This is a genomic window from Nonomuraea sp. NPDC003707 (assembly GCF_053587055.1).
The window spans coordinates 59,688-85,837 of record NZ_JBSFNK010000002.1 but is presented as its reverse complement, the minus strand read 5'-3'; the positions used below and the strand labels follow the sequence as shown (position 1 = coordinate 85,837).

General features: G+C 71.8%; 27 protein-coding genes. 8 read left to right on the top strand and 19 right to left on the bottom strand.

The features are described from left to right. Positions 1-20 precede the first annotated feature (20 nt). Genes ACWDRB_RS04400 through uraD form a run of 6 tightly spaced genes read right to left on the bottom strand, consistent with a single transcriptional unit; the run spans position 21 to position 4,393 of the window. The gene (locus ACWDRB_RS04400) at positions 21-1,400 is read right to left on the bottom strand and encodes an 8-oxoguanine deaminase (RefSeq protein WP_449891833.1); all 1,380 of its coding nucleotides are present in this window, start codon (positions 1,398-1,400) and stop codon (positions 21-23) included. Then, complete coding sequence (locus ACWDRB_RS04395; RefSeq protein ID WP_350729040.1) at positions 1,397-1,870, bottom strand: (2Fe-2S)-binding protein; 474 nt, start codon at positions 1,868-1,870, stop codon at positions 1,397-1,399. Before ACWDRB_RS04395 ends, ACWDRB_RS04400 begins: the two co-directional genes overlap by 4 nt. Beyond that, entirely contained in the window at positions 1,870-2,730 is an 861-nt protein-coding gene (locus tag ACWDRB_RS04390; protein WP_449891832.1) for an FAD binding domain-containing protein, read from the bottom strand. The genes ACWDRB_RS04395 and ACWDRB_RS04390 overlap by 1 nt, the downstream gene beginning before the upstream one ends. 5 nt (positions 2,731-2,735) lie before the next feature. Further along, a complete protein-coding gene (gene pucL / locus ACWDRB_RS04385) occupies positions 2,736-3,596 on the bottom strand; it encodes a factor-independent urate hydroxylase (protein WP_449891831.1) in 861 nt (286 codons plus the stop codon). Beyond that, positions 3,597-3,896, bottom strand: a complete 300-nt coding sequence (gene uraH / locus ACWDRB_RS04380; RefSeq protein WP_449891830.1) for a hydroxyisourate hydrolase — start codon at positions 3,894-3,896, stop codon at positions 3,597-3,599. Further along, positions 3,893-4,393 carry a 2-oxo-4-hydroxy-4-carboxy-5-ureidoimidazoline decarboxylase gene (uraD, locus tag ACWDRB_RS04375; protein WP_355191621.1) on the bottom strand — a complete coding sequence of 167 codons (501 nt, stop codon included), beginning with the start codon at positions 4,391-4,393 and terminating at the stop codon, positions 3,893-3,895. Before uraD ends, uraH begins: the two co-directional genes overlap by 4 nt. A 167-nt stretch (positions 4,394-4,560) precedes the next feature. Here uraD and ACWDRB_RS04370 point away from each other — a divergent pair, with 167 nt between their 5' ends. Beyond that, a complete protein-coding gene (locus tag ACWDRB_RS04370; RefSeq protein ID WP_397365987.1) occupies positions 4,561-5,400 on the top strand; it encodes a deoxyribonuclease IV in 840 nt (279 codons plus the stop codon). A gap of 338 nt (positions 5,401-5,738) precedes the next feature. Here the strand turns inward: ACWDRB_RS04370 and ACWDRB_RS04365 are convergent, their stop codons facing one another. The 5 genes from ACWDRB_RS04365 to ACWDRB_RS04345 all read right to left on the bottom strand — a co-directional run bounded on the left by ACWDRB_RS04365 (position 5,739) and on the right by ACWDRB_RS04345 (position 10,195). Next, positions 5,739-7,229 carry a sodium:solute symporter family transporter gene (locus ACWDRB_RS04365; RefSeq protein WP_449891829.1) on the bottom strand — a complete coding sequence of 497 codons (1,491 nt, stop codon included), beginning with the start codon at positions 7,227-7,229 and terminating at the stop codon, positions 5,739-5,741. 60 nt (positions 7,230-7,289) lie between these two features. Next, on the bottom strand, positions 7,290-7,583 hold the full coding sequence (locus ACWDRB_RS04360; RefSeq protein ID WP_449891828.1) for a hypothetical protein: 294 nt from the start codon (positions 7,581-7,583) through the stop codon (positions 7,290-7,292). Further along, entirely contained in the window at positions 7,580-8,320 is a 741-nt protein-coding gene (locus tag ACWDRB_RS04355; protein WP_350729030.1) for a LytR/AlgR family response regulator transcription factor, read from the bottom strand. The genes ACWDRB_RS04360 and ACWDRB_RS04355 overlap by 4 nt, the downstream gene beginning before the upstream one ends. Before the next feature lie 66 nt (positions 8,321-8,386). Further along, positions 8,387-9,544 carry a sensor histidine kinase gene (locus tag ACWDRB_RS04350; RefSeq protein ID WP_449891827.1) on the bottom strand — a complete coding sequence of 386 codons (1,158 nt, stop codon included), beginning with the start codon at positions 9,542-9,544 and terminating at the stop codon, positions 8,387-8,389. 54 nt (positions 9,545-9,598) lie between these two features. Further along, on the bottom strand, positions 9,599-10,195 hold the full coding sequence (locus ACWDRB_RS04345; RefSeq protein ID WP_449891826.1) for a molybdopterin-dependent oxidoreductase: 597 nt from the start codon (positions 10,193-10,195) through the stop codon (positions 9,599-9,601). A 239-nt stretch (positions 10,196-10,434) separates the two neighbouring features. Between ACWDRB_RS04345 and aroF the strand changes: the two genes are divergently transcribed. Continuing rightward, positions 10,435-11,466, top strand: a complete 1,032-nt coding sequence (aroF, locus tag ACWDRB_RS04340; protein WP_350729024.1) for a 3-deoxy-7-phosphoheptulonate synthase — start codon at positions 10,435-10,437, stop codon at positions 11,464-11,466. 156 nt (positions 11,467-11,622) lie between these two features. Beyond that, positions 11,623-11,910 carry a YiaA/YiaB family inner membrane protein gene (locus tag ACWDRB_RS04335; RefSeq protein ID WP_363963565.1) on the top strand — a complete coding sequence of 96 codons (288 nt, stop codon included), beginning with the start codon at positions 11,623-11,625 and terminating at the stop codon, positions 11,908-11,910. A gap of 5 nt (positions 11,911-11,915) precedes the next feature. Here ACWDRB_RS04335 and thiI read toward each other — a convergent pair whose 3' ends face one another. The 3 genes from thiI to macS form a co-directional block, all read right to left on the bottom strand. After that, complete coding sequence (thiI, locus tag ACWDRB_RS04330) at positions 11,916-13,115, bottom strand: tRNA uracil 4-sulfurtransferase ThiI (RefSeq protein WP_449891825.1); 1,200 nt, start codon at positions 13,113-13,115, stop codon at positions 11,916-11,918. A gap of 63 nt (positions 13,116-13,178) precedes the next feature. Further along, positions 13,179-13,820 carry a response regulator transcription factor gene (locus ACWDRB_RS04325; protein WP_319710515.1) on the bottom strand — a complete coding sequence of 214 codons (642 nt, stop codon included), beginning with the start codon at positions 13,818-13,820 and terminating at the stop codon, positions 13,179-13,181. A 9-nt stretch (positions 13,821-13,829) separates the two neighbouring features. Next, positions 13,830-14,975 carry a MacS family sensor histidine kinase gene (gene macS, locus ACWDRB_RS04320; RefSeq protein ID WP_449891824.1) on the bottom strand — a complete coding sequence of 382 codons (1,146 nt, stop codon included), beginning with the start codon at positions 14,973-14,975 and terminating at the stop codon, positions 13,830-13,832. Positions 14,976-15,086: 111 nt separating this feature from the next. Between macS and ACWDRB_RS04315 the strand changes: the two genes are divergently transcribed. Then, the gene (locus ACWDRB_RS04315) at positions 15,087-15,953 is read left to right on the top strand and encodes an MHYT domain-containing protein (protein WP_449891823.1); all 867 of its coding nucleotides are present in this window, start codon (positions 15,087-15,089) and stop codon (positions 15,951-15,953) included. 65 nt (positions 15,954-16,018) lie between these two features. Further along, a complete protein-coding gene (locus tag ACWDRB_RS04310) occupies positions 16,019-16,834 on the top strand; it encodes an MHYT domain-containing protein (protein ID WP_449891822.1) in 816 nt (271 codons plus the stop codon). A 142-nt stretch (positions 16,835-16,976) separates the two neighbouring features. On the opposite strand, the gene ACWDRB_RS04305 is transcribed toward ACWDRB_RS04310, so the two are convergent. Then, positions 16,977-18,002 carry a 6-phosphofructokinase gene (locus tag ACWDRB_RS04305; protein WP_363963555.1) on the bottom strand — a complete coding sequence of 342 codons (1,026 nt, stop codon included), beginning with the start codon at positions 18,000-18,002 and terminating at the stop codon, positions 16,977-16,979. A 111-nt stretch (positions 18,003-18,113) separates the two neighbouring features. Here ACWDRB_RS04305 and ACWDRB_RS04300 point away from each other — a divergent pair, with 111 nt between their 5' ends. After that, positions 18,114-19,571 carry an FGGY family carbohydrate kinase gene (locus ACWDRB_RS04300; RefSeq protein ID WP_449891821.1) on the top strand — a complete coding sequence of 486 codons (1,458 nt, stop codon included), beginning with the start codon at positions 18,114-18,116 and terminating at the stop codon, positions 19,569-19,571. 17 nt (positions 19,572-19,588) lie between these two features. On the opposite strand, the gene ACWDRB_RS04295 is transcribed toward ACWDRB_RS04300, so the two are convergent. After that, positions 19,589-19,774, bottom strand: a complete 186-nt coding sequence (locus ACWDRB_RS04295; protein WP_449891820.1) for a hypothetical protein — start codon at positions 19,772-19,774, stop codon at positions 19,589-19,591. A 214-nt stretch (positions 19,775-19,988) separates the two neighbouring features. Here ACWDRB_RS04295 and ACWDRB_RS04290 point away from each other — a divergent pair, with 214 nt between their 5' ends. Beyond that, entirely contained in the window at positions 19,989-20,714 is a 726-nt protein-coding gene (locus tag ACWDRB_RS04290; RefSeq protein WP_449891819.1) for a Clp protease N-terminal domain-containing protein, read from the top strand. A 29-nt stretch (positions 20,715-20,743) separates the two neighbouring features. Here ACWDRB_RS04290 and ACWDRB_RS04285 read toward each other — a convergent pair whose 3' ends face one another. Both ACWDRB_RS04285 and ACWDRB_RS04280 read right to left on the bottom strand, forming a co-directional pair. Next, positions 20,744-22,093: a N,N-dimethylformamidase beta subunit family domain-containing protein gene (locus tag ACWDRB_RS04285; protein WP_449891818.1), complete on the bottom strand. Its 1,350-nt coding sequence runs from the start codon at positions 22,091-22,093 to the stop codon at positions 20,744-20,746. A gap of 52 nt (positions 22,094-22,145) precedes the next feature. After that, entirely contained in the window at positions 22,146-23,048 is a 903-nt protein-coding gene (locus ACWDRB_RS04280; protein ID WP_449891817.1) for a lactonase family protein, read from the bottom strand. A 94-nt stretch (positions 23,049-23,142) separates the two neighbouring features. Between ACWDRB_RS04280 and ACWDRB_RS04275 the strand changes: the two genes are divergently transcribed. Next, positions 23,143-23,991: a bifunctional helix-turn-helix transcriptional regulator/GNAT family N-acetyltransferase gene (locus tag ACWDRB_RS04275; RefSeq protein ID WP_449891816.1), complete on the top strand. Its 849-nt coding sequence runs from the start codon at positions 23,143-23,145 to the stop codon at positions 23,989-23,991. Here the strand turns inward: ACWDRB_RS04275 and ACWDRB_RS04270 are convergent. Continuing rightward, on the bottom strand, positions 23,960-26,143 hold the full coding sequence (locus ACWDRB_RS04270; RefSeq protein WP_449891815.1) for an MMPL family transporter: 2,184 nt from the start codon (positions 26,141-26,143) through the stop codon (positions 23,960-23,962). The two genes, ACWDRB_RS04275 and ACWDRB_RS04270, sit on opposite strands and share 32 nt — an antisense overlap. Positions 26,144-26,150: the final 7 nt, after the last annotated feature.

Here is a 26,150-nt window from a genome sequence, read left to right as displayed (position 1 = left end):
TTCCCACCCTAGTCTCCCGGTCAGTGGAGCTCCTTGGCGGCGGTCAGGCCACGTTCGTCCGCCAGCCGCATCAGCCGGCGGTGGGCCTCGGCGCCCGCGCGCCCGGCGGCGTCCTGGGAGACGGTCCGCAGCTCGCCGTCCTCGACCACGACCCGGCCGCCGACCAGCACCCGCGCCAGCGGCGGCGGGGGGCCGAAGACGAGCGCGCAGACCGGGTCGGCCACCGCCGAGGTGAAGGGGCCGTCGACGCGCCAGAGGGCGAGGTCGGCCAGCTTGCCGGGTTCGAGGGTGCCGAGTTCGTGCTCGCGGCCGAGGTTGCGGGCCCCGCCGAGCGTGGCGATCTCGAGGGCCTGGCGGGCGGTGAGCGCCTGGGGGCCGTACCTGGCGCGCTGGAAGAGCAGGGCCTGCCGCAGCTCTCCCACGAGCGGCGTCAGCTCGGAGGAGGCGCTGCCGTCCACGCCGAGGCCCACGTTCGCGCCGCGGCGCAGCATCTCGGAGACGCGGGCGATGCCGGCGCCGAGCCGGCCGTTCGACGAGGGGCAGTGCGCCGATCCCGTGCCGGTGGCGGCGAGCTTGCCGATGTCGTCGTCACTCAGATGTACGGAGTGCGCGAACCACACGTCGGGCCCCAGCCAGCCCAGCTTCTCCATGTAGTCCACGGGGCGCAGGCCGAACTGGGCCAGGCAGTGCTCGTCCTCGTCCGAGGTTTCGGCGACGTGCGTGTGCAGGCGTACGCCCTTGGCCCTGGCCAGGGCGGCGGACTCGGTCATCAGCTCGGCGCTGGAGGAGAACGGCGAGCACGGCGCGACCGCGATCCGCAGCATCGAGGAGAAGGACGGGTCGTGGTAGGCGTCCACGGCCTCCGACGTGGCGGCCAGGATCTCGTCCAGCTCCTCGACCACGACGTCCGGCGGCAGCCCGCCCTGCGACTCGCCCCGGTCCATCGAGCCGCGGGCGGGGTGGAAGCGGATGCCCACCTCGCGGGCGGCCTCGATCTCGGCCGCGAACAGGTCGCCCCTGCCCTTGGGGAAGATGTAGTGGTGGTCGCTGGAGGTGGTGCAGCCCGACAGCGCCAGCCAGCCGAGGCCCGCCGTGGCCGCCCCGTTGACCACTTCGGCGTCCATGGCGGCCCACACCCGGTAGAGCGCGACCAGCCACTCGAACAGCGTCGCGTCCTGGGCCAGGCCCTGCGAGGCCCACTGGTAGAGGTGGTGGTGGGTGTTGACCAGGCCGGGGGTGGCCAGGCAGCCGGTGCCGTCGATCCTGGCCGCGCCCGGAGTGGTGGGGGCGGGACCGGGGCCGAGCTCCGCGATCCGGTCCCCCTCGATCCTGATATATCCGGATTGGATCTCCGGGCCGGCGACCGGCGCGATGTGGACGTTCTCGATGAGCAGGCTCACTCGGCGGCCGCCTTCCGCGACGCCGCCAGCCGTACCGCTTCGATGATCTTCTCGTAGCCCGTGCACCGGCACAGGTTCCCGGCCAGCGCCTCCCTGATCTCCGCGTCGGAGGGCCGCTCCACCCGCGCGATCAGGTCGTGCGCCTGCACCAGCAGCCCCGGCGTGCAGAACCCGCACTGCACGGCCCCGCACTCCACGAACGCCTGCTGGACCGGGTCGAGCCGGTCCTCCTCGGCCAGCCCTTCGACGGTGCGCACCTGACGCCCCTCGGCCTGCCCGGCCGCGACCAGGCAGGAGCAGACCGGCAGGCCGTCGAGATAGACGGTGCAGGATCCGCATTCGCCCTGCTCGCAGGCGTTCTTGGAGCCGGGGAGCCCGACGCGCTCGCGCAGCACGTACAGGAGGCTCTCGCCTTCCCAGACGTCGTCGGCGATCTCTTCCCTGCCGTTGACGGTGAAGGTGACGCGCATCAGGCGGCCCTCTTTCCCAGATGGTCGTTCCAGGCCCAGGCCAGCGTGCGGCGGGCCATCACGCCGATGGCGTGCACCCGGTAGGCGGCCTTGCCCCGTACGTCGTCGATCGGCGCCGCGGCCGCCGCGCACAGCTCGCCGAATCGCCTGGTCAGCGCCGGATCGAGCGGCGCCGTCCAGTCTAGTTCGCGGGCCAGCAGTTCTTCCGCCTCCAGCGCCCGGCGCGGCGTGGGCGCCGCGGAGCCGATCCCCGTGCCGACCCGCCGCTCGTCCGGGTGCAGCGCGATCGCGAACGAGCACACCGCGATCACCATGGCGTTGCGCGTGCCGACCTTGGAGAAGTATTGAGGCCCGGTCGCCGGCCTGACGTGCACGGCCCTGATCAGCTCGTCCGGCTCCAGCGCGCTGCGCTTGACCCCCAGGTAGAAGTCGTCGGCCGGGATCATCCTGACGCCGCGCTCGCGCGACTCCGCCTCGACCACCGCGCCGGCCGCCAGCAGCGGCGGGTGGCTGTCGCCGGCGGGCGAGGCCGCGCCGAGGTTGCCGCCGACGGAGCCGCGGTTGCGGATCTGCGGCGAGCCGACCGTGCGCGCGGCCTGGGCGAGCCCCGGCAGCGGCCCGGCCAGCTCCTCGATGATCCGCGTGTACGGCACCGCGGCCCCGAGCCGGCACATGCCGCCCACCATGGCCCACTCCCGCAGCTCGGCCACCTGGTTGAGGTCGAGCAGCGCGGCGGGCCTGCGCACGTCCATGTTGATCTCCACCATCACGTCGGTGCCGCCCTGGATGGGCACCGCGTCGGGCCGGTCCGCCTTGGCGGCCAGCGCCTCCTCCCACGTCGTGGGTCGCAAGAAGTCCATATCTCCTACTCCCAGGCGAATCCGGCGCCGGGTGCGTCCTCCCGCAGCACGCTGCCCTCGATCAGGCCGTAAGGGCGGTCGGCGGCGTGGAAGACCTCGTTCTCGTTGGCCAGGCCGAACGGCGACAGGTCCACGGCGAAGTGGTGCCTGTTCGGCATCGCGAGCCGGATCTCGCAGATCTCGGGACAGGTGTTCAGGGCGCGCTCGCCCATGGCGTAGAGGGTCTGCTGGAGCGACAGGCTGTGGGTGTCGGCGAACGCGTCCAGCAGGCACTGCCGCACCTGCTCGTACGACTTGCCGTACGCGGGCGTCTCCCCCGCGTGCCGCCAGCGCGCGGCGACGGCGGTGGCCAGGACGCGGTCGGTGGTGGGCGGCAGCGTGGTGTACTCGTCCACGATGTAGCCGTGGAACTCCGAGCCGGTCGTGTTCATCAGCACCAGGTCCTTGAGCCCGGACACCACGGTGGAGCGGCCGTCCCGGTCGCAGTGGACGACGCACGTGCGCACCTCGCCGCCGTCGCGGACGAACGAGTGCGGCCCGCGGCGGGTCCACGCGTACTCGTCGATCTCGACCCTGGCGTGGTGGACGGTCGGCTGCGCCTGCACGAAGTGCCTGGCCAGCAGGAGGGCGAACTCCTCGACCTGGCCGACGCCGTGCTTCTTCGCCAGCGCGTACGCGGTGTTCTTCTGCGTGTCGGTGGGCAGGACGGCGGCGTTGTCGCCGGTCAGGTGGACGGCCTCCATGTCGCCGGAGAGGGAGGTGCTGACGTTGAGGTCCTTGACGTGGTGGACGGGGCCGTCCCTGACCACGCGGACGAGCCTGGTCTCCGCCTTGCCGTAGCGGTTGGGTCCGAGCCTGATGGACATCTAGCTCCCTCGGTAGGTGGAGTAGGCGTACGGGCTGAGCAGCAGGGGCACGTGGTAGTGCCGTTCGGGGTCGGCGACGGTGAAGGTGACGACGACCTCGGGATAGAAGGTCTCCTCCAGGTAGGCCCCGGTGTCGAAGACGACCCGGTGGACGCCGGATCCCGGGTTCCAGCCCTTGATGCGCCCGTCGTCGTCGGTGCGCCCCTCGGCCACCACCCGGCCCTCGTGCTCCAGGCGGACGTGGACGCCCCGCGCGGGCAGCCCGGTGACCGCGTTCAGCACGTGCGTCGAGAAGCTCATGTCCCCTCCTTCATGAGCTTGCGCAGCCGCAGCGCGGTGATCGCGGCCAACTCGCCCCGCACGGCCGCCCGCTCGCTCTCCTCGTCGTTGCCCAGCCGCTCGCGCAGCCTGGCCAGCATCTGGGCCCCGGTGAGCCCGGTGGCGCAGACCAGGTAGACGTGCCCGAACCGGTCCTCGTACGCCTTGTTGCCCGCGGCCAGCGCCTGGCGCGCCTCCTCCTCCACACCGGATTGCTCCTGGCGCGACCACGACGCCTCCCTGGCCTCGCCCGCCGCCCGCTCCCCGATCCTCGGGTGCGCCCCGAGCGCCTCCATCACGTCGTCCCACCCCAGGTCCCGGACGGCCGCCTCGGCGGTCGCGACGAGCTCGTCGACGTCGTCGTACGGCCGCAGCGCCGCCACCTTCGCGGCGAAGGCGCGCGAGGCGCAGCAGGCCAGCAGCTCCTCCTCGGCGCCGGCCGGGGAGCCGGCGTTGAAGTCGCTCAGTGTGTCGGGCATGTCAGAAGTACACACACCCGCTTCGTGCCCGGTCCATCCGCGAGAACTCCGAACCTGCCACCCTCGCGGCCAGGACTTTTCGTGTCATCATCCAACCGGCGTGCCGACGCGCCCGGTCCGCGCCGGCCCCCGGGATGTCGGGGGGTGCGCCTACACTGAGACCCATCATGACCCCAACATCCCTGATCGGCGGGCACGTACTCGTCGCGGGCGGCCTCGCGACGGGCGGCCTGGCATACATGGCCGAGATCGGCGCCGAGATGATCCAGGTCTTCGTGACCAACCCGCGTGCCTGGGCGCTCGCCGAAGGCAAGCCCGACGAGGACGCCAAGCTGGCCGAGTCGGGCGTCGAGGCGTTCGTCCACGTGCCCTATCTCGCCAACTTCGGCTCGCCCAGCCCGGAGACCCTGGCCAACTCCATCGCGCTGGTGCGCCACACGCTGCGGCGCGGCGCCGAGATCGGCGCCAAGGGGGTCGTGGTGCACACGGGCTCGGCGGTCACCCAGTCGCGCGACGACGCGCTGCGCCAGGTGCGCGAAAACCTGCTGCCGCTGCTGGAGGAGATCCCCGACGGCGGCCCCGACCTGCTGCTGGAGCCGATGGCGGGGCAGGGCGCCATGCTCTGCGCCACCGTCCAGGACATCGAGCCCTACCTGGCCGCGCTCGACTGGCATCCGCGCGTCGGCATCTGCCTCGACACCTGCCACGCCTTCGCCGCCGGCCACGACCTCGCGGCGCCGGGCGGGGTGAAGGAGACGTTCGACGCCCTGCACGAGATCGCCCCCGGGCGGCTCAAGCTGATCCACGCCAACGACTCCAAGGACGTGTGCGGCGCCAAGAAGGACCGGCACGAGAACATCGGGGCCGGCCACATCGGCGCGCAGCCGTTCGCCGACCTCATGCGCCACCCGGCCGTGGCGGGGGTGCCGATCTGCATCGAGACGCCGGGCAAGGCGCCCAAGCACGCCGAGGACATCGCCCTGCTGAAGAAGCTCCGCGACTCCTGACCCGGCCGGCTCGTCGTGAAAGGGGCGCCTGCTCGCGCGATCCGGCCGCCCCCGAAGGGCCGAATCGCGGGGCCGGCTGAGGGCCTCAGCAGGCGCCCCTTCACCTGACCGGCGTGGCGGGCCCCACCCCCGGATGGGGGCCCGGCAGCCGTGGTGACCTGGGCGGTCACCGGTGAAGCCGGCGCATCAGGCCTGTTGTGAGCCCCCCGGCTCGTCCCCCCCGATGCGCCGGAGTGGCTTTCGTTGCCGAAACACTACGGTCGCGATCTTGCGGGCGATACCCTGTTTTCGGACAGCTCGTTGAACGGTCCGTAGTCATCGATATACGGAGAGTGCTGTTACGATGAGCGGTCGCCGTGCTGCGACGAGCGGTAGTCCCGTGGGCCCGCGAGATGCTCGGGCAGGTGCATCCTGGCCATCATCCGCCCCACCCCGCGCGGCATCCGACCCGGCGTGACCAGGGAAATCATTACCATCGCGGCAAACGCGACCGGCACCGCCACCGGCGCGGGGTTGGACGTGAGCACGCCCATCTTCACGCCCGCCTGCTCCTCGACCACCAGCACCGCCGTCACGCCCCCGCCGAGCGCGAACCCGGCCGCCACCCCGGCGTCCGTCAGCCGCCGCCACCAGATCCCGAGCACCAGCAGCGGGCAGAGCGTGGCCGCCGAGAGGCTGAAGCCGAGCAGGACGAGCGCCACCGACGCCTGCGGCCCGGTGAGCGCCGTCAGGGCGAGCGCGGCCAGCAGCACCAGGCACACGGCCGCGCGGAAGGCGCGGACCCCGGCCCTGGCCAGGCACGCCGACACCGCTCCCCCGACCGCTACCAGCACGCCCGCCGTGGTGGCCAGGAAGGCGGCGAAGGCCCCGGCGGCCAGCGCCCCGGTGAGCGCGTCCCCCACGGGCCCTGGGAGCAGCCTGGCGGGCAGCAGCAACACGATCTCGTCCGAGGGCCCCTCGTGCACGTGCCCGTGCCCCAGAAGCCCGTACAGCGGCGGCACGACGCAGAACACCGCCAGCATGACCTGCGTCGCCACGATCGACCGCCTGGCCTCGCGCCCGTCGCTGTTGGTGTAGACCCGGACGATCACGTGCGGCAGCCCCATCGTGCCCAGCGCGCAGGCCACCAGCACGGTCAGCACGCCGGGCAGCGACGGGTCGCCCACCCCCGCCAGCCCTGGCTCGGCCGCCCGGTACGCCCCCTCGAACCAGGTGACGGACCGCGCGCCCGCCGCCCACCAGCACACCGCCCCCACCCCGGCAAACACGACCAGCTTCAGCCAGAACTGCGCGGCCAGCACGCTCGTCACGCTCCCCAGCCCGCCCACGCAGGCCACGACCAGCGCCGCCGAGGCGATGGCCACCCACCCGAGCCACGGCGGGAGCCCGGTCAGCAGCCGCACCACCGCCCCGGCCGCGTGGAGCTGCGCGACCATGAACGCCAGCCCGATCACCAGGACGAGGAACGTGGCGGAGCGCCGCAGCCTGACCGATCTCAGCCGCCATTCGGCGAAGTCGGGCAGCGTGTACGTCCCCGAGCGCCGCAAGGGTGCGACGACCAGGGCGAGGATGACGACGAACCCGGCCGTGGCCCCCAGCGGGTACCACAGCATCGGCCCGCCCCGGGTGGCGATGAGCCCGGCCAGGCCCAGGCAGGCCGCGGCCGAGGTGACCTCGGAGGCGATGGCGGCGCCGTTCCACCAGGGCGGAACGGCCCTGGCCGCCACGGAAAAGTCGGAGACGCCGCTGGAGCGGCGCGGTCGCGCGGAGCCCACCATGACGCCCAGAACCAGCACGAAGGCGATCCCGGTCAGCACCGCGACGGTCATCTCTCCCGCCCCAGCCCGCTCATCTCTCCAGCCGCCCCGCCCGCCCCAGCCGCAGCCCGCTCACCTTTCCAGCCGCTCCGCGCACCTCAGGTGCAGCACGGCCAGCACGACCCAGACCCCCTGCACAGCCAGCGAGAGCGCGAACCAGGCCCAGGGAGCGGGCACCCACACGGCGATCATCGGGACGCCCGCCAGCAGCGCGGCCACGGCGCCCACGGTCAGCAGCGCCTGCCGTAACTGCCGCCCCACGATCGCCGGCACGTCGGGCCCGCCGTCGTCCGGGTCGAACCGGTCGCGGGAGCGCCCGAGCGCGGCCGGCCTGCGGGAGACGATCACCCGCCGCTCCGCCGTCACGAGATCACACCCCGGTGGTGGCGTACGAGCTGCTCGCGCACCTGCCGGCTGTGCCGCCTGCTGACCTGCAGCGTCTCGGTGCCGACGGTGAGCGTCACCCGCCCGCCCTCGAAGCGCAGCTCGCTGACGTGCCGCCCGGAGACCAGCGTGCTGCGGTGGATGCGGATGAACCCGGCGTCCGACCAGCGCCGCTCCAGCGCGGCCAGCGACATGCGCACGAGGTAGCTGCCGTCGGCGGTGTGCAGCCGCACGTAGTCGCCCTTGGCCTCGGCGAACCAGACCGCCTGCTGCGGCACGAACCGGGTGCGCCCGCCCAGCTCGACCGGGATCACCTCGTCCTGGCCGGGCTCGGGCGCGGGCAGGGAGGTGGCCTCCAGCCGGCGCACGGCCTCGGCCAGGCGCTCGGCCCTGACCGGCTTGAGCAGGTAGTCGACGGCCTCCAGCTCGAACGCCTGCACCGCGCACTCCTCGTGCGCCGTCACGAACACCAGCCGGGGCGGGCTGGGGAACCCGCCGACCAGCCGGGCCAGGTCGAGGCCGTCGAGCCCGGGCATCCGGATGTCGAGGAACACCCCGTCGAGCCGCTCGCCCCCGCCGATCATCTGCACCATGTCCTGCAGCGCCGTGACGCCGTCGGCGGCGGTCGCGACGTGTTCGATCCGTTCGTCCTGGCGCAGCAGGTAGGCGAGCTCCTCCAGAGCGGGCACCTCGTCGTCGACGGCCAGGACTCTCAGCATGTCCTCCACGCTGCCGTATGAAAGCAAAGGTCACAAGCGACACGCCAGCTCAGTGTAATGAAATGACTACAACGAGCTAAGCTGACTCTTGGGCACCCGCAGCCGCACCTTGGTGCCCGCGCCCAGCGCCGTCTCCACGACGAGCCCGTAGCCGTCGCCGTAGATCTGGCGCATCCGCAGGTCCACGTTGGCCAGCCCGATGCCGCTGCCCTCGCGGGCCGGGTCCTCGTCCAGCATCCGCCGCGCGCACTCCGGGTCCATGCCCGCGCCGTCGTCCTCGACCGTGATGTGCGCCTCCGGGCCCGCGTCGCGCACCACGACCCGCACCTCGCCGCTGCCGCCGCGGCCGCGCATGCCGTGCTTGATGGCGTTCTCGACGAGCGGTTGCAGGCACAGGAACGGCACGGGCACGGGCAGCACCTCGGGCGCCACCTGCATGCTAAAGCGCAGCTTGTCGCCGAATCTGGCACGTTCCAAAAGCAGATAGCGGTCGACGCAGGTCAGCTCGTCGGCCAGGGTCGTGAAGTCGTGCGCCCGGCGCAGCGCGTACCGGGAGAAGTCGGCGAAGTCGAGCAGGAGCTCGCGGGCGCGCTTGGGGTTCGTGCGGACGAACGAGGCGATCGTCGTGAGCGCGTTGTAGACGAAGTGCGGCGAGATCTGCGCCCGCAGCGCGCGCATCTCCGCCTCCAGCGCGCGCCGCCGCGAGGCGTCGAGGTCGGCGAGCTCCAGCTGGCCCGACACCCAGCGGGCGACTTCCGAGACCGTGCGCACGAGCGCGGCGCTCACCTCGTCGTCGAAGGCCGCCAGCGTGCCCACGACCGTGCCGTCCACGGTCAGCGGCACCACGACCGCGCCGTGCGGCTCGCCCGCGAACACCTGGGACCGCCCCGCCGCCAGGGTCGCCCGGGCGTAGGTGAGCACGTCGTCGGTGCACGGCCCCTCCCACGCCAGCGCGGCCTCCGTCGAGGTGATCGCGACGGCCCGGGTGCCGAGCAGCGTGCGCAGGTGCCGTACGGCCTTGCGGGCGGAGTCCCGGTTGAGCCCGGCCCGCAGGGCGGGGGCGGCCATCGCGGCGATGTGCAGCGTGGTGAACGTCGCCTCGTCCGATCTACGGCCCTCCGGCAGCGCCGCCAGGCGCCACCGGGCGCGGGCGAGCCCGTAGCCGGCGACGAAGGCCAACGAGGCCAAGGAGGAGGACAGCGCCACGCACGCGGTGGTCAGCACGGGGAAAACCGTAGCCAATACAGAGCGTGTCCGGGGGAAAACCAGGAGTGAAGTCTAAGGGGGTCCCTCTCCGGGTTCTTCCTGGTAGGAGTAGCGCTGCTCGCGCCAGGGGTCGGCGACGTTGTGGTAGCCGCGCTCCTCCCAGAAGCCCCGTCGGTCTTCGACGAGGTATTCGATGCCGCGCACCCACTTGACGCTCTTCCACGCGTACAGGTGGGGCACCACGATCCGCAGCGGGAAGCCGCGGTCGGGGCTGAGCGGCTTCTCGTCGAGCTCCATGGCGAACAACGTGTCCGGGGCCGCGAAGTCGGCCATGCGCAGGTTGGCGCTGTAGCCGTACTCGGCCCAGATCATCACGTGGCGCACGCCGGGAACGGGCGGGGCGGCCGCCATGATCGTGGCGGGGGTGACGCCGGTCCACTCGTTGGCCATGAGCGAGAACTTGGTGACGCAATGGAAGTCCGCGATGCGGGTGGCCCGCGGCAGCCCCTCGAACTCGCTCCAGGAGAAATGGTGCTCCGCCCCGGACGCGGTGGCGCCGAAGACCCGGAAGTCCCAGCTCTCCGGTTTGAACCGGGGCACCCTGCCGTAGTGGATCACGGGTCGGCCGCGCGGCACGTACTGGCCTGGAGGCAGGCGCGACTCCTCCACGATCACTCTCCTCACCTGACTCGCCGTGTGGGGCCATCCTGCCATCGGATCGATGATGCTTCGCGGCCGGGTTCGGTGCGCTATCCTTACGGCCTATGCGCAACGCGTTCCTGTTTTGGTATGGCGACGGACCCGAGTCCGTTCGCCATCTGACGCTGCGCTAGCAGACAGGCGAACGAAGGCCCCGGGTCCGACAGGACCCGGGGCCTTCTGTGTTTCCGGACAAAGGAGAAGCTCAGATGGTGATCGTGATGGGCCCCGAGGCCACCGCGGATGATCTTTCGGCGATCGTGTCGGTCGTCCAGGCGGCCGGGGTCGAGGCTTTCGTCAGCAAGGGCGTGAAACGGACGATCGTCGGGCTGGTCGGCGACGTGACCCAGCTCGACCCGGTCACGTTGCGCGGCATGGGCGGGGTGCGCGACGTCATGCGCGTGTCCACCCCGTACAAGCTGGTCAGCAGGGAGAACCACCCGGAACGCTCCACGGTCCACGTGGGCGGCGTGCCGATCGGCCCCGACACCGTGACGTTGATCGCGGGGCCGTGCGCGGTGGAGACACACCAGCAGACGCTGGACGCGGCCAGGATGGCGCAGGCGGCCGGGGCGGTGCTGCTGCGCGGCGGGGCCTTCAAGCCGCGTACGTCGCCGTACGCCTTCCAGGGGCTGGGCGAGCAGGGCCTGCGCATCCTGGCCGACGTGCGCGAGGAGACCGGGCTGCCCATCGTGACCGAGGTCGTGAACGCCCAGGACGTCGAACTGGTGGCCTCCTACGCCGACATGCTGCAGGTCGGCACCCGCAACATGCAGAACTTCGCGCTGCTGCAGGCGGTCGGGGCGGCCGGCAGGCCGGTGATGCTCAAGCGCGGCATGACCGCCACGATCGAGGAGTGGCTCATGGCCGCCGAGTACATCGCCCAGCGCGGCAACCTGGACATCGTCCTGTGCGAGCGCGGCGTCAGGACGTTCGAGACGGCGACCCGCAACACGCTCGACGTCTCGGCCGTGCCGGTGGCGCAGCGCCTGTCGCACCTGCCGGTGATCATCGACCCGTCCCACTCGGGCGGGCGGCGCGACCTGGTGCTGCCGCTGACCCGCGCGGCCATCGCGGTGGGCGCGGACGGCGTGATCATCGACGTGCACCCGCAGCCGGAGCAGGCGCTCTGCGACGGCCCGCAGGCCCTGGTCGACTCCGACCTGGGCGAGCTGGCCCAGGTCATGAACGACTTCCCGGCGCTGCTCGGCAAGTCCGCCGCGGTCGCGGTCGCCGTCTGACCCGCTGATCCGATGCCGTATTCCGGCCTGCCACGAGCGATCCCGCGCGGATGTGCGGCCGGCCGCCGCCACGAGCTGAGCGGCCGGCCGTACTCAGAAGTAACTTGAGTACGGGACCCCATGCGGCGGGCCGTCGCGCGGCGCGACGATGGCCGCATGACGAAGCCCATCCAACCCACGCAGACCACCGCGTACTACGTCCAAACGCTCCTGTCGTTCGCCGTCTCGCTGTCCTCCGTGGTGATCGCCCTGGTCTACCTGCCCGTCGAGGGGTGGGTAAGGGCGTTCCTCGGGCTCGGGCTGCTGTACGTCGTCACCTCGACGATCACGCTGTGCAAGGTCGTACGGGACCGGCAGGAGCAGTCGGAGGTCAGCCAGCGCGTCGACCAGGCGCGGCTGGACAAGCTGCTGACCGAGCACGACCCCTTCAAGGTCAACGCCTGAGGGCGCTAGTCGAGGGTGTACTCCTGGATCGAGTCGGCGAGCTGCACGCACAGCTCCTCGGCGTCGAGCCGCTTCTCGATCTGCTTCAGGTCCTCGATCTTGGCCCGGGTCTCGGCCCGCTTGGGCGCCAGCAGCGAGCAGCAGTCCTCGTCGGGCAGCTCGGAGATCTCCAGCGTGCCGATGCGCCGAGCCTCGGCCATGATCTCGGTCTTGTCCCAGCCCACCAGCGGCCGCAGGATCGGCAGCTCCACCGCGTTGTCCTGGGCGGTGATGTTGGTCAGGGTCTGGGAGGAGACCTGGCCGAGCGCGTCGCCGGTGACCAGCGCGGCGGCGCGGATGCGGTGGGCGACCTCCTCGGCCGTCTTGAGCATGAGCCGCCGCTGCGCGATCACCGCCAGGCGGTCCTGGCCGGAGCTGCGGATCGACTGCTGCGCCTTGCCGAACGGCACCACCCACAGCCGCGACCCGCCCTGGAACCGGTCGAGCTTCTTGACCAGCGCGTACGCCTTGTAGATCGACTCGGAGGTGGTGAACGGGATGCCGGAGAAGTGCAGGAAGTCGACGTGCAGCCCGCGCCGCATCATCCGGTAGGCCGCCACCGGCGAGTCGATGCCGCCCGACATGAGCACCAGGGCCCGGCCGCTGCTGCCGACCGGCAGGCCGCCCTGGCCGGGGATGCCGCCGGTGAAGACGAACACCTCGTCCCTGTCGACCTCGATGGACACCGTCAGCTCGGGGTTCTTCAGGTCGACCGGCAGGCCGTACTCGTCGTTGATCGCGCCGCCCACGAGGCGGTCGAGCTCGTTGGAGTGCAGCGGGAAGCGCTTGTCGCGACGGCGGGAGCGGACGGCGAAGCGGGCGCCCCGCTTGGCCTCCTCGGTCTCGCCGACCAGCTCGAGGCCGGCCTTCAGCACGGCGTCGGGGTCCTTGGCGACCCGCCAGGCCCGGTGGATCCAGACCAGCCCGGGAACGTCGGCGACCCGTTGGGCCACGGCCTGCGCCTGCTCGACCGTGGCGCCCTGGGGCAGGAAGATCGCGATCACGCCGTGCCGCTTGCGCACGTCGAGCTTGAGGTCGAGCGACCGGAGCGCGTCACGGATGTTGCTGATCAGGCGGCGTTCGAACAGCTCGCGGTTCTTGCCTTTCAGGACGATCTCGCCCAGCTTGAGCAGAACACATGGCTCGCCCAGGGCGGACATCGTCATGGTGGAACCTCCGGGAAGACGGGGAAGGGCACGCGTCGAAGGCAACGCCGCGCGCCATCGAGTTTAGTCCGCGTCCAGCCCGTGCTCGATCGCATATCGGACCAGTTCGACCCGGCTGTGGAGCTGGAGCTTGCGCAGCGCGTTCTGGACGTGGTTCTGCACCGTGCGGTGGGAGAGCACGAGCCGCTCGGCGATCTGCCGGTAGGACAGGCCCTTGGCGACCAGCCTGAGCACCTCGGTCTCGCGTTCGGTCAGCCGCGGCCCCTCGGCGGGCGCCGGCTGCGCGGCCAGCCGCCGGTATTCGCCGAGCACGAGCCCGGCCAGACCCGGGGTGAACACGGCGTCGCCGTCGGCGGTGCGGCGTACCGCGTCGAGGAACTCCTCCCGGCTGGCCGATTTCACCAGATATCCGGATGCGCCGGCCTTGACCGCCTCCAGCACGTCGTCCTGCTCGGCGCTGGCCGACAACACCAGCACCCTGGGCGGCGGCTCCACCGCGGCCAGCCTGGCGGCCACCTCCGCGCCCGACATATCCGGTAACCGCAGATCGAGCACCACGACGTCCGGCCGTGCCGCCCCGGCCGCCCGTACCGCCTGCCGCCCCTCCCCCACGGTGGCGACGACCTCATATCCGGCCTCGGCGAGATCCCTGGCGACGCCGTCACGCCACATCGGATGGTCGTCCACCACCATCACCCGCACCATGCCGCAACTCTAACCGCGCGCCCCGGCCCCGCCCTCCGGCCGCGGCGCCCCCGAGGCGGGCACACTGATCTCCACCTCTGTGCCCTCCCCCACGCCGCCGGCGAAGGCGACCGTGCCGCCGAGGTCTTCGATCCGGCCGCGGATGGACTGGGCGACTCCCAGGCGACCGGCCGCGGCGGCCGCGGCCAGGCGGCCCTCGGCGATGCCCGGACCCTCGTCCCGCACCGTCACCGTGATCGCGCCGTCCGACGACTCGGCGAAGATCCAGGCGCGGGCGCCGGGCCCGCAGTGGTCCCGTACGTTGTCCAGCGCCGCCCGGACGGCGGCGGCCGTCTCCGCGGCCACCGGCGCGGGCAGGATCATCGGCGTGGCGGGCGTCGAGACCGTCACCTGGGGCGAGCCGTGCGCCAGGAGGAGGGCACGCAGGTCGGCGGACCCCACGGGGACGGGGGCGGAGGCCGGGGCGACGAGCCGGCGCAGCACGGCCTCCTGCTCGCCGGCCAGCCGCCCCAGCTCCGCCGCCTCGCCGCCGATCTGCCGGCCGCGCCGCTGAACCAGGGCCAGCACCTGCAGGACCGAGTCGTGGATGTCACGGGCCAGCCGGTCGCGCTCGCGCTGGGCGGCCTCCATCTCGATGGCCCGTTGCATGCGCTCCTCGGCCTGCCTGGCCAGCCGGGCCACGTGGCCGACCACGACGCCCGCCAGGAAGAGCAGGACCGCGCCGTTGATCAGGATGGGCGCCTGGCCGGTGCTGACGCGCGGCCACAGGTCGCCCGCCGCGACGACGGCCGCCGCCACCGCGCCCAGCCGCCTGCCCCCGTGCACGGCCCAGGCCAGCACGGGAGCGGCTATCCACGTCGCGGGCACGGGCATGGTGCCCTCCGCGCCCTGACCGGCGCCCTCGACGTACGGAGAGACCAGCAGGCAGGCCACGGCGACCAGCAGGTCGATCGTCAGCAGCGGCCACCGGCGCACCGACCCGGCCGAATAGGCGAACGTCGCCCCCGCCGTCCACAGCGCCATCACCCCGATCACCAGCCAGCCGAGCACGGGCTGCTCGTAGCCGCGGTGCTGGGCCATCAGCACGGCCGCGTACACCAGCGACGCCACCCGGTAGACCGCGATCGCTCGCCAGAACGGGCCTTCGATAGCCATGAGTCCTTCTCATGTTCCGACAGGGAGGTTGACAGATAGTGGTGGTATCCATGCGAATGGGACATCCCGGATGGCACAATCCGGGAACCCCTAATTACCAAGGACCGATAGATGACCTCCGCTGTGAATCATTTCACCTACGGCCTGCTGACCCCTCTGCTCGCCTACGTGATGTCCTGCATCGGATCCATGCTCGGACTACGGCTCACCGCCCAGGCGCACGCCTCCCGCGGCGGTTCCCGGGTGCGCTGGCTGCTGGGCGCGGCCATCTCGATCGGCGGCACCGGCATTTGGGTCATGCACTTCATCGCCATGATGGGCTTCGAGGTGGAGGGCACCCAGATCAAGTACGACGTGTGGCTCACCGTCGCCTCCGCGGTCGTGGCCATCGTCGTGGTGGGCACCGGCCTGCTGCTGGTCTCGTACGGTGGCGGCCGGGTCCTGGCGCTCCTCGGCGGGGGCCTGCTCACCGGCCTGGGCGTGGCCTCCATGCACTACCTGGGCATGTACGCGATGAACATGTCCGCCCACGTCTCCTATGACCGCCTCACCGTGGCCGCCTCCGTGGCCATCGCGGTCGTGGCCGCGACGGTGGCGCTGTGGTTCACGCTGCGCGTCAAGAAGCCCATCTGGATCACCCTCGCCGCCCTGGTCATGGGCGTGGCGGTCTCGGGCATGCACTACACCGGCATCTACGCGATGCACGTCACGGTCGACGCCGAGCCCGGCGTGGTCGCGGGTGCCGACGCGCTCGACTTCCTCGTGCCCCTCATGACCGTGATCAGCCTGATCACGCTGACCATGCTCCTCATGGTGATCCTCTCGCCCTCGGAGGAGGAGCTGCACGAGGACGCCGAGCTGGTCGCCAAGCTGGAGCTGCGCCGGCGTACCACCCAGCAGGAGCAGCTCACCTACCCCGCGCCGCCGATGCCGATGCCGGCGCAGCGCCGCCAGGCCATGCAGGGCCGCAGAAGATAGTTGCGCGGTCGGCGACTCCCTGTTCATACTCCCTTATCGGTGCGTAGGGGTTTGGGGTGGGGGTCGTGTCGCCGATCGATCATTTTTCCTTTGGGCTGTCAACGCCCGTGCTCGCGTACGTCATGTCCAGCGTGGGCTCCATGCTGGGCCTGCTGCTGACCTCGAGAGCCCGCCTCGCCGGCGGGCGCGAGCGTCATTTCTGGCTGGTGGGGGCCGCTTTCGCGATCGGCGGCACGGGCATCTGGACGATGCACTTCCTGGCCATGCTCGGCTTCTCCGTGACCGGCTCGGTGATCCGCTACGACGTGCCGCTCACCGCCCTGTCCGCGCTCATCGCGGTGGTCGTCGTGGGGATGGGCCTGTTCCTGGTCTCCTACGGCGGCGAGCGGCCGGCCTACCTGCTCGGCGGCGGCGTCCTGACCGGCCTCGGCGTGGCCGGCATGCACTACCTCGGCATGTACGCGATGAACATGTCGGCCCTCGTCTCCTTCGACCCGGTGATCGTCTCCGTGTCCGTGCTGATCGCGGTGGCGGCGGCGACGGTGGCGCTCTGGTTCACGGTGCGGGTCAGCGGCGCCCTCAAGATCGGCGGTGCGGCGCTGGTCATGGGGGTGGCGGTCTCGGGCATGCACTACACGGGGATGTACTCGATGTCGGTGGCCGTGCACTCCGACATGGTGCCCGTGCCCGGCGTCAAGGCCGTCGACCTGCTGCTGCCGCTGATCGTCGGCATCAGCGTGATCACCGTCGGGCTGCTGCTCGCCGTCATCCTCTCCCCCTCGGAGAAGGAGCTGCGCAGCGAGGCGGAATACCGGGATCGGCTGCGCGGGAACGACGAGGGCGCGCCGGAAGTGGATCTCTTCGGCACGCCCCGCGGTTGAGCTATCTCCCAGGTACGGCTTGCGACGCGTGGTGGGCCGCCGACTCGCCGCGGCGCAAGCCGTACCCTGAGGCGAGGTTGTCTTCGGTGAGTGACCCCGCTGGTTCAGAAGGTACGGCCGCGCGCTTGCAAGCGGCTTTCACTCAGCCGAAGAACACCTCCGCCTCGGAGTAGCGCGAGGCCGGCACGGTCTTCAGCTCGGCCGTGGCCTCGTCGAGCCCGACGCGGACGATCTCGGTGCCGCGCAGGGCGACCATCTTGCCGTAGTCGCCCTCGTGGGCGGCGTCGATGGCCTGCAGCCCGAACCTGGTGGCCAGCACCCGGTCGTAGGCCGTCGGGGTGCCGCCGCGCTGGATGTGGCCGAGCACCGTGGTGCGGGCCTCCTTGCCGGTGCGCTTCTCGATCTCCTTGGCCAGCATCTCGCCGATGCCGCCCAGCCGTACGTGCCCGAACGCGTCGAGCTCGCCCGTCTGCAGCTCCATCTGGCCCTCGATCGGGTGGGCGCCCTCGGCGACCACGATGATCGGCGAATAGCGGGTGCGGAAACGGGACTCGACGTATTCGCAGACCCGGTCGATGTCGAACGGCCGCTCGGGGATGAGGATGACGTTCGCGCCGCCCGCCATGCCGGCGTGCAGCGCGATCCAGCCCGCGTGGCGGCCCATGACCTCGCAGATGAGCGCCCGGTGGTGGGACTCGGCGGTGGTGTGGAGGCGGTCGATGGCCTCGGTCGCGATGTTGACCGCGGTGTCGAAGCCGAAGGTGTAGTCGGTGCCCGACAGGTCGTTGTCGATGGTCTTGGGCACGCCCACCACGTTGACGTGGCGGTCGTACAGCTGCTTGGCGACGCCCAGCGTGTCTTCGCCGCCGATGGCGATCAAGGCGTCGACGCCGGTGGTGGCGAGGTTCTCCTTGATCCGGTCGACCCCGCCCTCAATTTTGATGGGGTTCGTGCGGGAAGAACCCAGTATCGTTCCGCCGCGCGGCAGGATGCCCCGCACGGCCTGGATGTCGAGCGGCATCGTGTCGCCTTCAAGCGGGCCGCGCCAGCCGTCACGGAATCCGACGAACTCGTGACCGTAGACGCTCACCCCCTTACGCACCACGGCCCTGATCACGGCGTTGAGGCCGGGGCAGTCGCCGCCCCCGGTCAGCACTCCAATACGCATGGCGGGTTCCTCCCGATGGGGGTCACCTTGATGTCAGACTCGCATTCTGCCCGTCGTCGCGGGCAGTGGTCTAGACCAAACGCCAGTCTGCCCAGATTGCGGGGGTATTTCGTGAGTGTGTTGGCCATTGACGCCGGGACGACAGGCGTGACCGCTCTCGTAGTCACTGAAAACGGACAAATCGAGTCCAAGGGCTACGAGGAGTTCGCACAGCACTTTCCTTCCCCCGGATGGGTGGAGCACAATCCCGAAGAAATCTGGCAAGCCACGCTCTCCGCGTGCGGCACCGCGCTGAGCGGGGCCACCGGCTCCCCGTCCTGCGTCGGGATCACCACCCAGCGCGAGACCGCCGTGCTCTGGGACCGGCACACGCTGGCCGCGCCGTGCCGGGCCATCGTGTGGCAGGACCGGCGTACGGCCGGGATCTGCGATCGGCTGCGCGAGGCGGGCCACGAGCCGCGCGTGTCGGAGCTGACCGGGCTGCGGCTCGACCCGTACTTCACCGCGACGAAGCTGACCTGGCTCGCCGAGCACGACGAGACCACGTGGGCGGGCGTCCGGTCCGGGAACATCGCCATCGGCACGGTGGACTCCTACCTCATCGCCAGGCTCACGGCGGGCGCGCGGCACGTGACCGACCCGTCCAACGCCTCACGCACCCTCCTGTACGGCCTCGCCTCCGGCGACTGGGAGCCGGAGCTGTGCGAGCTGTTCGGGGTGCCCATGGAGGCCCTGCCCGACATCGTGCCCAACTACGGGCCGCTGGGACTCACGGAGCCGTCCGCCTTCCTCGGGCTGGAGCTGCCGATCAGCGGGGTGGCCGGCGACCAGCAGGCGGCGCTGTTCGGGCAGACGTGCTTCGACGTGGGGGACGTCAAGTGCACCTACGGCACGGGTTCGTTCGTGCTGGCCAACCTCGGCGGGGAGATCGTCCGTTCCGACAAGGGGCTGCTGACCACGGTGGCCTGGCAGACGCCGTCGGGCGAGCGCACGTTCGCGCTGGAGGGGTCGATCTTCGTGACCGGGGCCGCCGTGCAGTGGCTGCGCGACGGGCTGGGGCTGATCGGCACGGCGCCGGAGTCCGAGGCCGTGGCGCGCACGGTGCCCGACAGCGGGGGCGTGGTGTTCGTACCGGCCCTGACGGGGCTCGGGGCGCCGCACTGGGACCCCGGCGCGCGCGGGCTGATCACCGGCATCACACGGGGCACGACGCGCGCGCACCTCGTCAGGGCCACGCTGGAGGCGATCGCGTTCGAGGTGCGGGACGTGGTGGAGGTGATGACCGGGGGCGCCGTACCGGTGCTCAAGGCCGACGGCGGGGCCGCCTCGAACGACCTGCTCATGCAGCTCCAGGCCGACCAGCTCGGGGCGGCGGTGGAGCGCCCGGCGATCCAGGAGACCACGGCCCTCGGCGCCGCCTTCCTGGCCGGGCTGGGAGCGGGCGTGTGGGCCTCGCGGGCCGAGCTGCGCCATACGTGGCAGCTCGAACGCCGCTTCGAGCCCGGCCCGCGGGACGACGCCGCCTACGAACGCTGGCGGGCCGCCGTCGAGCTGGCCTCCCGTCGATAGGACGCGCCCGCGGTTCGTCACCGCCCTCGTGCGTGGAAGACGCGGGCCGTCCGCGCGTACCCGATGGAGGCGGCGACGCGGTCGGCGGTCGCGGTGCCCAGCTCGCGTTCGGTGATCCACAGGCCCAGGTCCAGCCCGGCGCTCAGCGCTCCGGCGGTGATGCGGTCGCCGGCGTCGACGACGCGTTCCTCGACGACGTCCACGCCGTAGGACCGCAGTTCCTCGTACGCGTTGTGGTTGGTGGTCGCCTGCCGATCGGCCAGCAGCGCCGGGCGGGTGTCTCCGCCGCGGTGCCGTCACCGTCCATCACAGGTTCAGGATGGCCTCATCGGGTGCGTCCCACCACGCCTCATGCCGGCACGTTCCGAGCGTCAACCCAAGGTTGACGGGAGTGGATCGTCAACCTATGGTTGACGCATGGAGAGCATCGTTCGTCTCGACGACCTCATCAACGCGATCAAGGGCCGCCACCCGGACGGCGACCCGCTGGAAGAGCTGGCCGACGCCGTGTCGCTGGGTGAGCACATCGGCGAGGTGGCCGACCATCTGATCGGGCACTTCGTGGACCAGGCCAGGCGGTCCGGGGCGTCCTGGACCGACATCGGGCGCAGCATGGGGGTCAGCAAGCAGGCCGTGCAGAAGCGGTTCGTGCCCAAGGACGGCGGCTCCCTGGCCGGCGAGCTGCGGGCCTACGCCCGCTACACCGATCGGGCCCGCCGGGTCGTCATGCGGGCGCAGAAGGAGGCCCAGGACGCGGGGCACGGCCACATCGAGGTGGGGCACCTGGTGCTGGGGCTGCTGAGCGAGCCGGACGGGCTGGCGGCCAAGGCCATGGTGACGCTCGGGGCCTCGCCGGAGGCGGTCGGGGAGGCCGCCAGGACGGCGCTCGGGCCGGGCGGGGAGCCCACGATCGAGGCCGTGCCGTTCGCGGCGCAGAGCAAGAAGGCGCTGGAGCTGACGTTGCGCGAGGCGCTGCGGCTGGGCCACCCCTTCGTCGGGACCGAGCACCTGCTGCTGGGCGTGCTGTCGCTGGACGACGAGCCGGTGTCCCGGGCGCTGGCCGAGCTGGGCGTGACCAAGGAGCCCGCCGAGCGCGAGATCGTCCGGACGCTCGGCGAGATCCTGCGGGACACCATGGCCTGATCGAGCCCTGGTGTCCCGGGAGGGGCGCGTCAGGGGGCGCCGGCCGGGCCCTGGGCGAAGCGGGTCAGGAGGTTGGTGGTCGCGCGGCGGGTGAAGGCCGCGGCGCGGTCGGAGACGCCGTGGCCGCACCTCTCTCCGCGCATCGCGCACACCCAGCGCATCGTCCCCGACGCGAACACCCCCGCCCCGCTCGGCGCCACGTAGTAGGTGCTGTCGGAGTGGGTCGCCCGCCCGCCGCCGCAGGAGTACGGCGACTCCGCCAGCACCTGGACGTTCCCCGGCGACCCGCGCGACACCTTGTCGGACTCGACGCCGACCATCCCCGGGAAGCGCCTCCCCTTGGTCCCGGCGAAGATCCAGTGGTGCGGCCGCGTCACCCGGTAGGCGCCTTCCGCCGGGAAGCAGTCGTACATCTGCCCCACCAGCGCGCTCTCCGGCTTGGAGTCCCGCCAAAGCGGGCAGAGCCGCTCCTTGTCGCAGGCGAGCGTCCGGTCGTGCATCGCGATCCGCCAGTAGACGGCGTTCGCGCCGAGGAAGGCCAGGTTCGTGCCGGCGTCCCTGGCCGTGGTGACGACCGTGCGCATGCCGGGCGACCAGTACTCGTCGTGCCCCAGCGACACCACCGCGCGGGCGCCGTCGAGCACGCCGGGCTTGAGGTCCAGGTTCGTCAGGTACGCCAGCGGCACGTGGCTCTGCTCGGCCACGGCCAGCGCCTCCTTCTCGAAGTCCAGGAAGAGCCGGGCCCCGTCGTCGTCGTACGGCCGGTCGAAGGTCACGGCGCGGGAGCGGTCGGCGTACCCGCGCGGGCCCGTGTAGAGGCTGTGGCCGCCCCACCGGTTGTACGCCTGCCAGGTCGTGACCGCGTTCACCATCACCACCCGGCCGGCGGTGGAGGCCGAGCGCACGGTGATCGAGACGTACCGCTGGGCGCCGGTCGAGGCGTCGAGCCTGATCAGGTACGCGCCCTCGGGCCAGCCCGCGGTGTCCACGGTGAGCGAGGGCCGCCAGTGGGCCGCGCTCACCGTGCCGCCCACGAGCCGCATCGGCGCCTGCCGTACACCCTGGACGGCGGGCGACTCCCACACCTTGACCGGGTTCGCGCCCATGCGGAAGGCGCGTACCGAGAAGCGCGGAGCGGTCGTCGAGACCCGCAGCCCGAAGCGCTCGCCCGGCAGGACGCTCACCCGGTCGGCGTAGCCCTCGATCTCGTGCTCCGCGCCGAGCCGCGTGATGCGCCACGACTCCTGCACCTCCGCGACGGACGGAGGCGTCCCGGCCGGGTCCGGGCGCTGGACCCGGTCCGGGGCGGGAGCCGGGGGCGAGCCGCCGCACCCGGCGACGACGACCAGCGACGACAGCATGACGAGGATCTTTCGCACCCGTCCATGGTCATGACCGAACGACCCGATGAGCCGTGACTTGGCGAACTCCTTACATGATCAGCACACAGGCCGGGCTTTCGACCTCGTACGCCTCCTCCGCGGGCTCGGGCACGCCGTCCTCGAGCCGGAAGACGGTGACGGCGTCCGAGTGCTGGCCGGCCACGTACATGGTGGTCCCGTCGATGGCGAAGTGCCTGGGCCAGTCGCCGCCCGCCGGCACCTCCGCCACGTGCGACAGGTCGGCGGCGCGCAGCACCGTGACGGTGTCGGGCCCGCGGTTGGCGACGTACACGAGGTCACCGGCGAGCTGGAGGTGGGACGGGGCGTTCTTGCCCTGCGCGCGCGAGGCGGGGACGACCGTGTGGCGCCCGTCCTCGACGAGGGTGACGGTGCCGGTCAGCTCGCCCGCCACGTAGAGGCGCGATCCGGAGAAGGCGAAGTGGCGCGGGCCCGTGCCGGGCTCGAGCTTGATCGGCTCCAGCGCGGTGCCGTCGTAGCGGTAGCGGCGGATCTCGTCGGTGCCGAGGTCGGAGACGTGCAGGATCCCGTCGTGGAAGACGGCCTCGTGGGCGTGCGGGCCCTCCTGGCGCTCCGGGTCCGGGCCCGAGCCCTGGTGGCGCAGCACGATCGGCTCGCCCTCGAACGCGCCGCGATCGTCGAGGCGGTAGACGACGGCGACGCCGTCGCCGTAGTTGGCCGCCGCGAGCACGCTGCCGGTCGGGTCCACGGCGACGTGGCAGGGCAGGGAGCCTTCGCTCGGCCGCTCGTCCAGCACGTCGAGGGTCTCGCCCACCTGGAACGCGGTGAGCCAGCCCCGTTCGAGCTCGCCCGCCGCGTACAGCACCGGCAGGGTGGGATGGGCGGCCAGGAACGACGGCGAGGCCACTCTGGTGAGCCCGCCGCCGACCGTGACGATGCCGGGGCCGTATCCGCCTATGTAGACGCGCTTCACAACAGGGATCCTCTCATGGTTGACTGTAGCAATGAGTTCGTTGACAGAGGCAAGGGTCTCTGAGGTCAGGACCTTCAACCGGTTCTATACGAAAGTGATCGGCGTGCTGCAGGCGGGCATGCTCGACTCGCCGTACTCGCTGACCGAGGTGAGGGTGCTGTTCGAGCTGGCGCACGCCACGCCGATGGAGACCGGGGCGCTGCGCTCCCTGCTCGACCTGGACGCGGGCTACCTCAGCCGAATCCTGGCGCGCTTCGAGACCGACGGGCTGATCTCGCGCGAGCGCTCCTCGTCGGACGCCCGCAAGCAGCTCGTACGGCTCACCTCCGCGGGCACGCAGACGTTCGCGGACCTCGACAGGCGCTCGGCCGAGGAGATCGAGCGGCTGCTGTCCGGGCTGCCGGACGAGAGCCAGGGGCGACTGGTGGCCGGCATGGCCACGATCAGGGGGTTGCTGGGCGACGGGGGCGCCGGGCAGCCGTACGTGATCAGGCCCCCGCGCACCGGCGACCTGGGCTGGGTCGTCTACCGGCACGGCGACCTCTACAGCCGCGAGTACGGCTGGGGCACGGAGTTCGAGCAGCTCGTCGCCAGGATCGTCGGCGATCTGGACTTCTCCCGGGACGCCGGGTGGATCGCCGAGGTGGGCGGGGAGCGGGCCGGCTGCGTGTTCTGCGTGCGGCAGGACGAGACGACGGCCAAGCTGCGGATGCTGCTGGTGGAGCCGTCCGCCAGAGGGCTGGGGCTCGGGCGGCGGCTCGTGGAGGAGTGCCTGCGGCACGCGCGGGCCGAGGGGTACAAGCGGATCACGCTGTGGACCCGCGACAGCCTGGTGAGCGCGCGGCGGATCTACGAGGGGACCGGGTTCGCGCTGGACTCGGAGGAGAGGGGCGTGGAGAACGGGGTCGAGGTCACCGAGCAGATGTGGTCACGCGACCTCTAGGCCACCAGTTGAGCGGGCCCGCCAGGCGCATCAGGCTCGGCACCAGCACCGCCCTGATCACGGTCGCGTCGACCAGCACGGCCACCGCCATGCCGACGCCCAGCATCTGCACGAACATCACCTGCGCCGTGGCGTAAGCGGCGAACGTGAGCGCCAGGATCCCGCCGGCGGCCGTGATCAGCGGCGCGCCCCGCTGCAGGCCGGTGGCCACGGCCTCCTCGGTGTCGCCGGTCCGGTCGTACTCCTCCTTGATGCGGGAGAGCAGGAAGACCTCGTAGTCCATCGACAGGCCGTACGCGACGCAGAGCATCAGGATCGGGATGCTGGGGTCGAGCGTGCCCGTCGGGGTGAAGCCGAGGAGGCCGGCGAGGTTGCCGTCCTGGAAGACCCAGACGATGGCGCCGAACATGACGCCCATGCTGAGGAGGTTCAGCAGGGACGCCTTGAGCGGGATGATCAGGCTCCTGGTCATCCCGAAGAGAACCAGGAACGTGACGCCGAGCATGAGGGCCAGCACCAGGGGGAGCCGGTCGACGATGGAGGCGCGGTAGTCGGCCAGCTCGGCCGGGTAGCCGCCGACCAGGACCTCGAAGGGCGGCTCGACGGCGCGTACGGACTGGACCAGCCGCACCGGGTCGTCGGCCAGCGCCTCGGCGGACGGGACCACGGACAGCCAAGCGTCCCGGACCGACCCGCGCCGGAACCTCTCGGGGTCGCCGTCGCCCACCCGGTCGCCGTCCGCGAACGAGCCGGCGGCGGAGTCGACCTGGGCGACCCCGGGGAGCCGGGACAACGCCACCGCATACTGCGAAATATCGCCTGACGTCTGATTTTTGGCGACTATCTGGATGGCGTCGGTCTCCTCCGCCGGGAAAGACTGCCGGATGATCTCCTGCGTCTGCCGGGACGACGCCTCCAGGGGCAGGATGCGGTCGTCGGCCACGCCGAACCGCAGCCCCAGGAACGGCGAGGCGAGCAGCAGCAGCACCGCCGTGGCCAGCCCGCCGAAGACCAGCGGCCGCCGCATCACCCGGACGGCCAGCGCGTGCCAGAACCCCGCGTCCCGCTCCGGCCCGACCCGCTTGGGGAGCACGCCGGCCCCGATCGAGGCCAGCACGGCGGGCAGCACGATCACCGCCGCGAAGAGGCCGCCGGCGACGACGGCGATGCCCGCGTACGCGAAGGATCTCAGGAAGTCGAACGGCAGCGCGAACAGCACGGCCAGGGACGAGGCCACGGTGAGCCCGCTGAACAGCACCGTCCGCCCCGCGTGCTCCACGGCCCCGGCCACCGCGCTCGCCCGGTCAGCGCCGCGCCGCGTCTCCTCGCGGAAGCGCTGGATGACGAACAGGCAGTAGTCGATCCCGAGCCCGAGCCCCATCGCGAGGGTCAGGTTCAGGGCGAACGTGGAGATCCCGGTGAAGGCCAGGGGCACCCGCAGCAGCGCCAGCCCGATCACCATCGCGAACACCCCGGCCAGGATCGGCGCCAGGGCCGCCATGGCGCGCCGCTGGTAGAGCCAGAGCAGCGCGAACGCCAGCGGGAAGATGACCAGCTCGGCCCGTACGAAGTCCTGCCTGGACAGCGGCACGGCCTCCCTGAAGACCTCCTCCCCTCCCCCGGCCCGCACCTGGAGCAGGCCGGTGCCCTCGGTGACCTCGGGCACGAGCCCGGGCAGCACCCGCCCGCGCACGTGGTCGGCGTCCCCGGGGATGCGCACCACGATCAGCGCGTGCCTGCCGTCCTGACTGCGCATGGTGGCGGGCCTGCCGCGGGTCCAGTACGAGGCGGACTCGGCGACCCCCTCCCGCCCGCCGATCCGCGCGGTCAGCGCCCTGCCCTCGGCCTCGACCGCGGGGTCGTCCACGGTGCCGGCCTTCGCGGTCACCAGGAAGATCATGTCGGGACTGCCGGTCCCGAACCGCCGTACCAGTTCGGCCTGCGCCCGGTCCGACTCCGACCCCGGCGCCTCGAACCTGGCCAGCGACAACCGCGGCACCGCCCCGGCCGCCAGCGCCGCGGCGACGGCGAGCACGACCAGGGCCAGGGCGAGCACGGCCCGGCGGCGCCGGACGACAAGGAAGCCCAGCCTGCGCAGCGGCGGCCCGGCCGTCTTCGCGTGGACCGGCCGTGGCCGCGTGTTCAGCGCCATGTAAGGT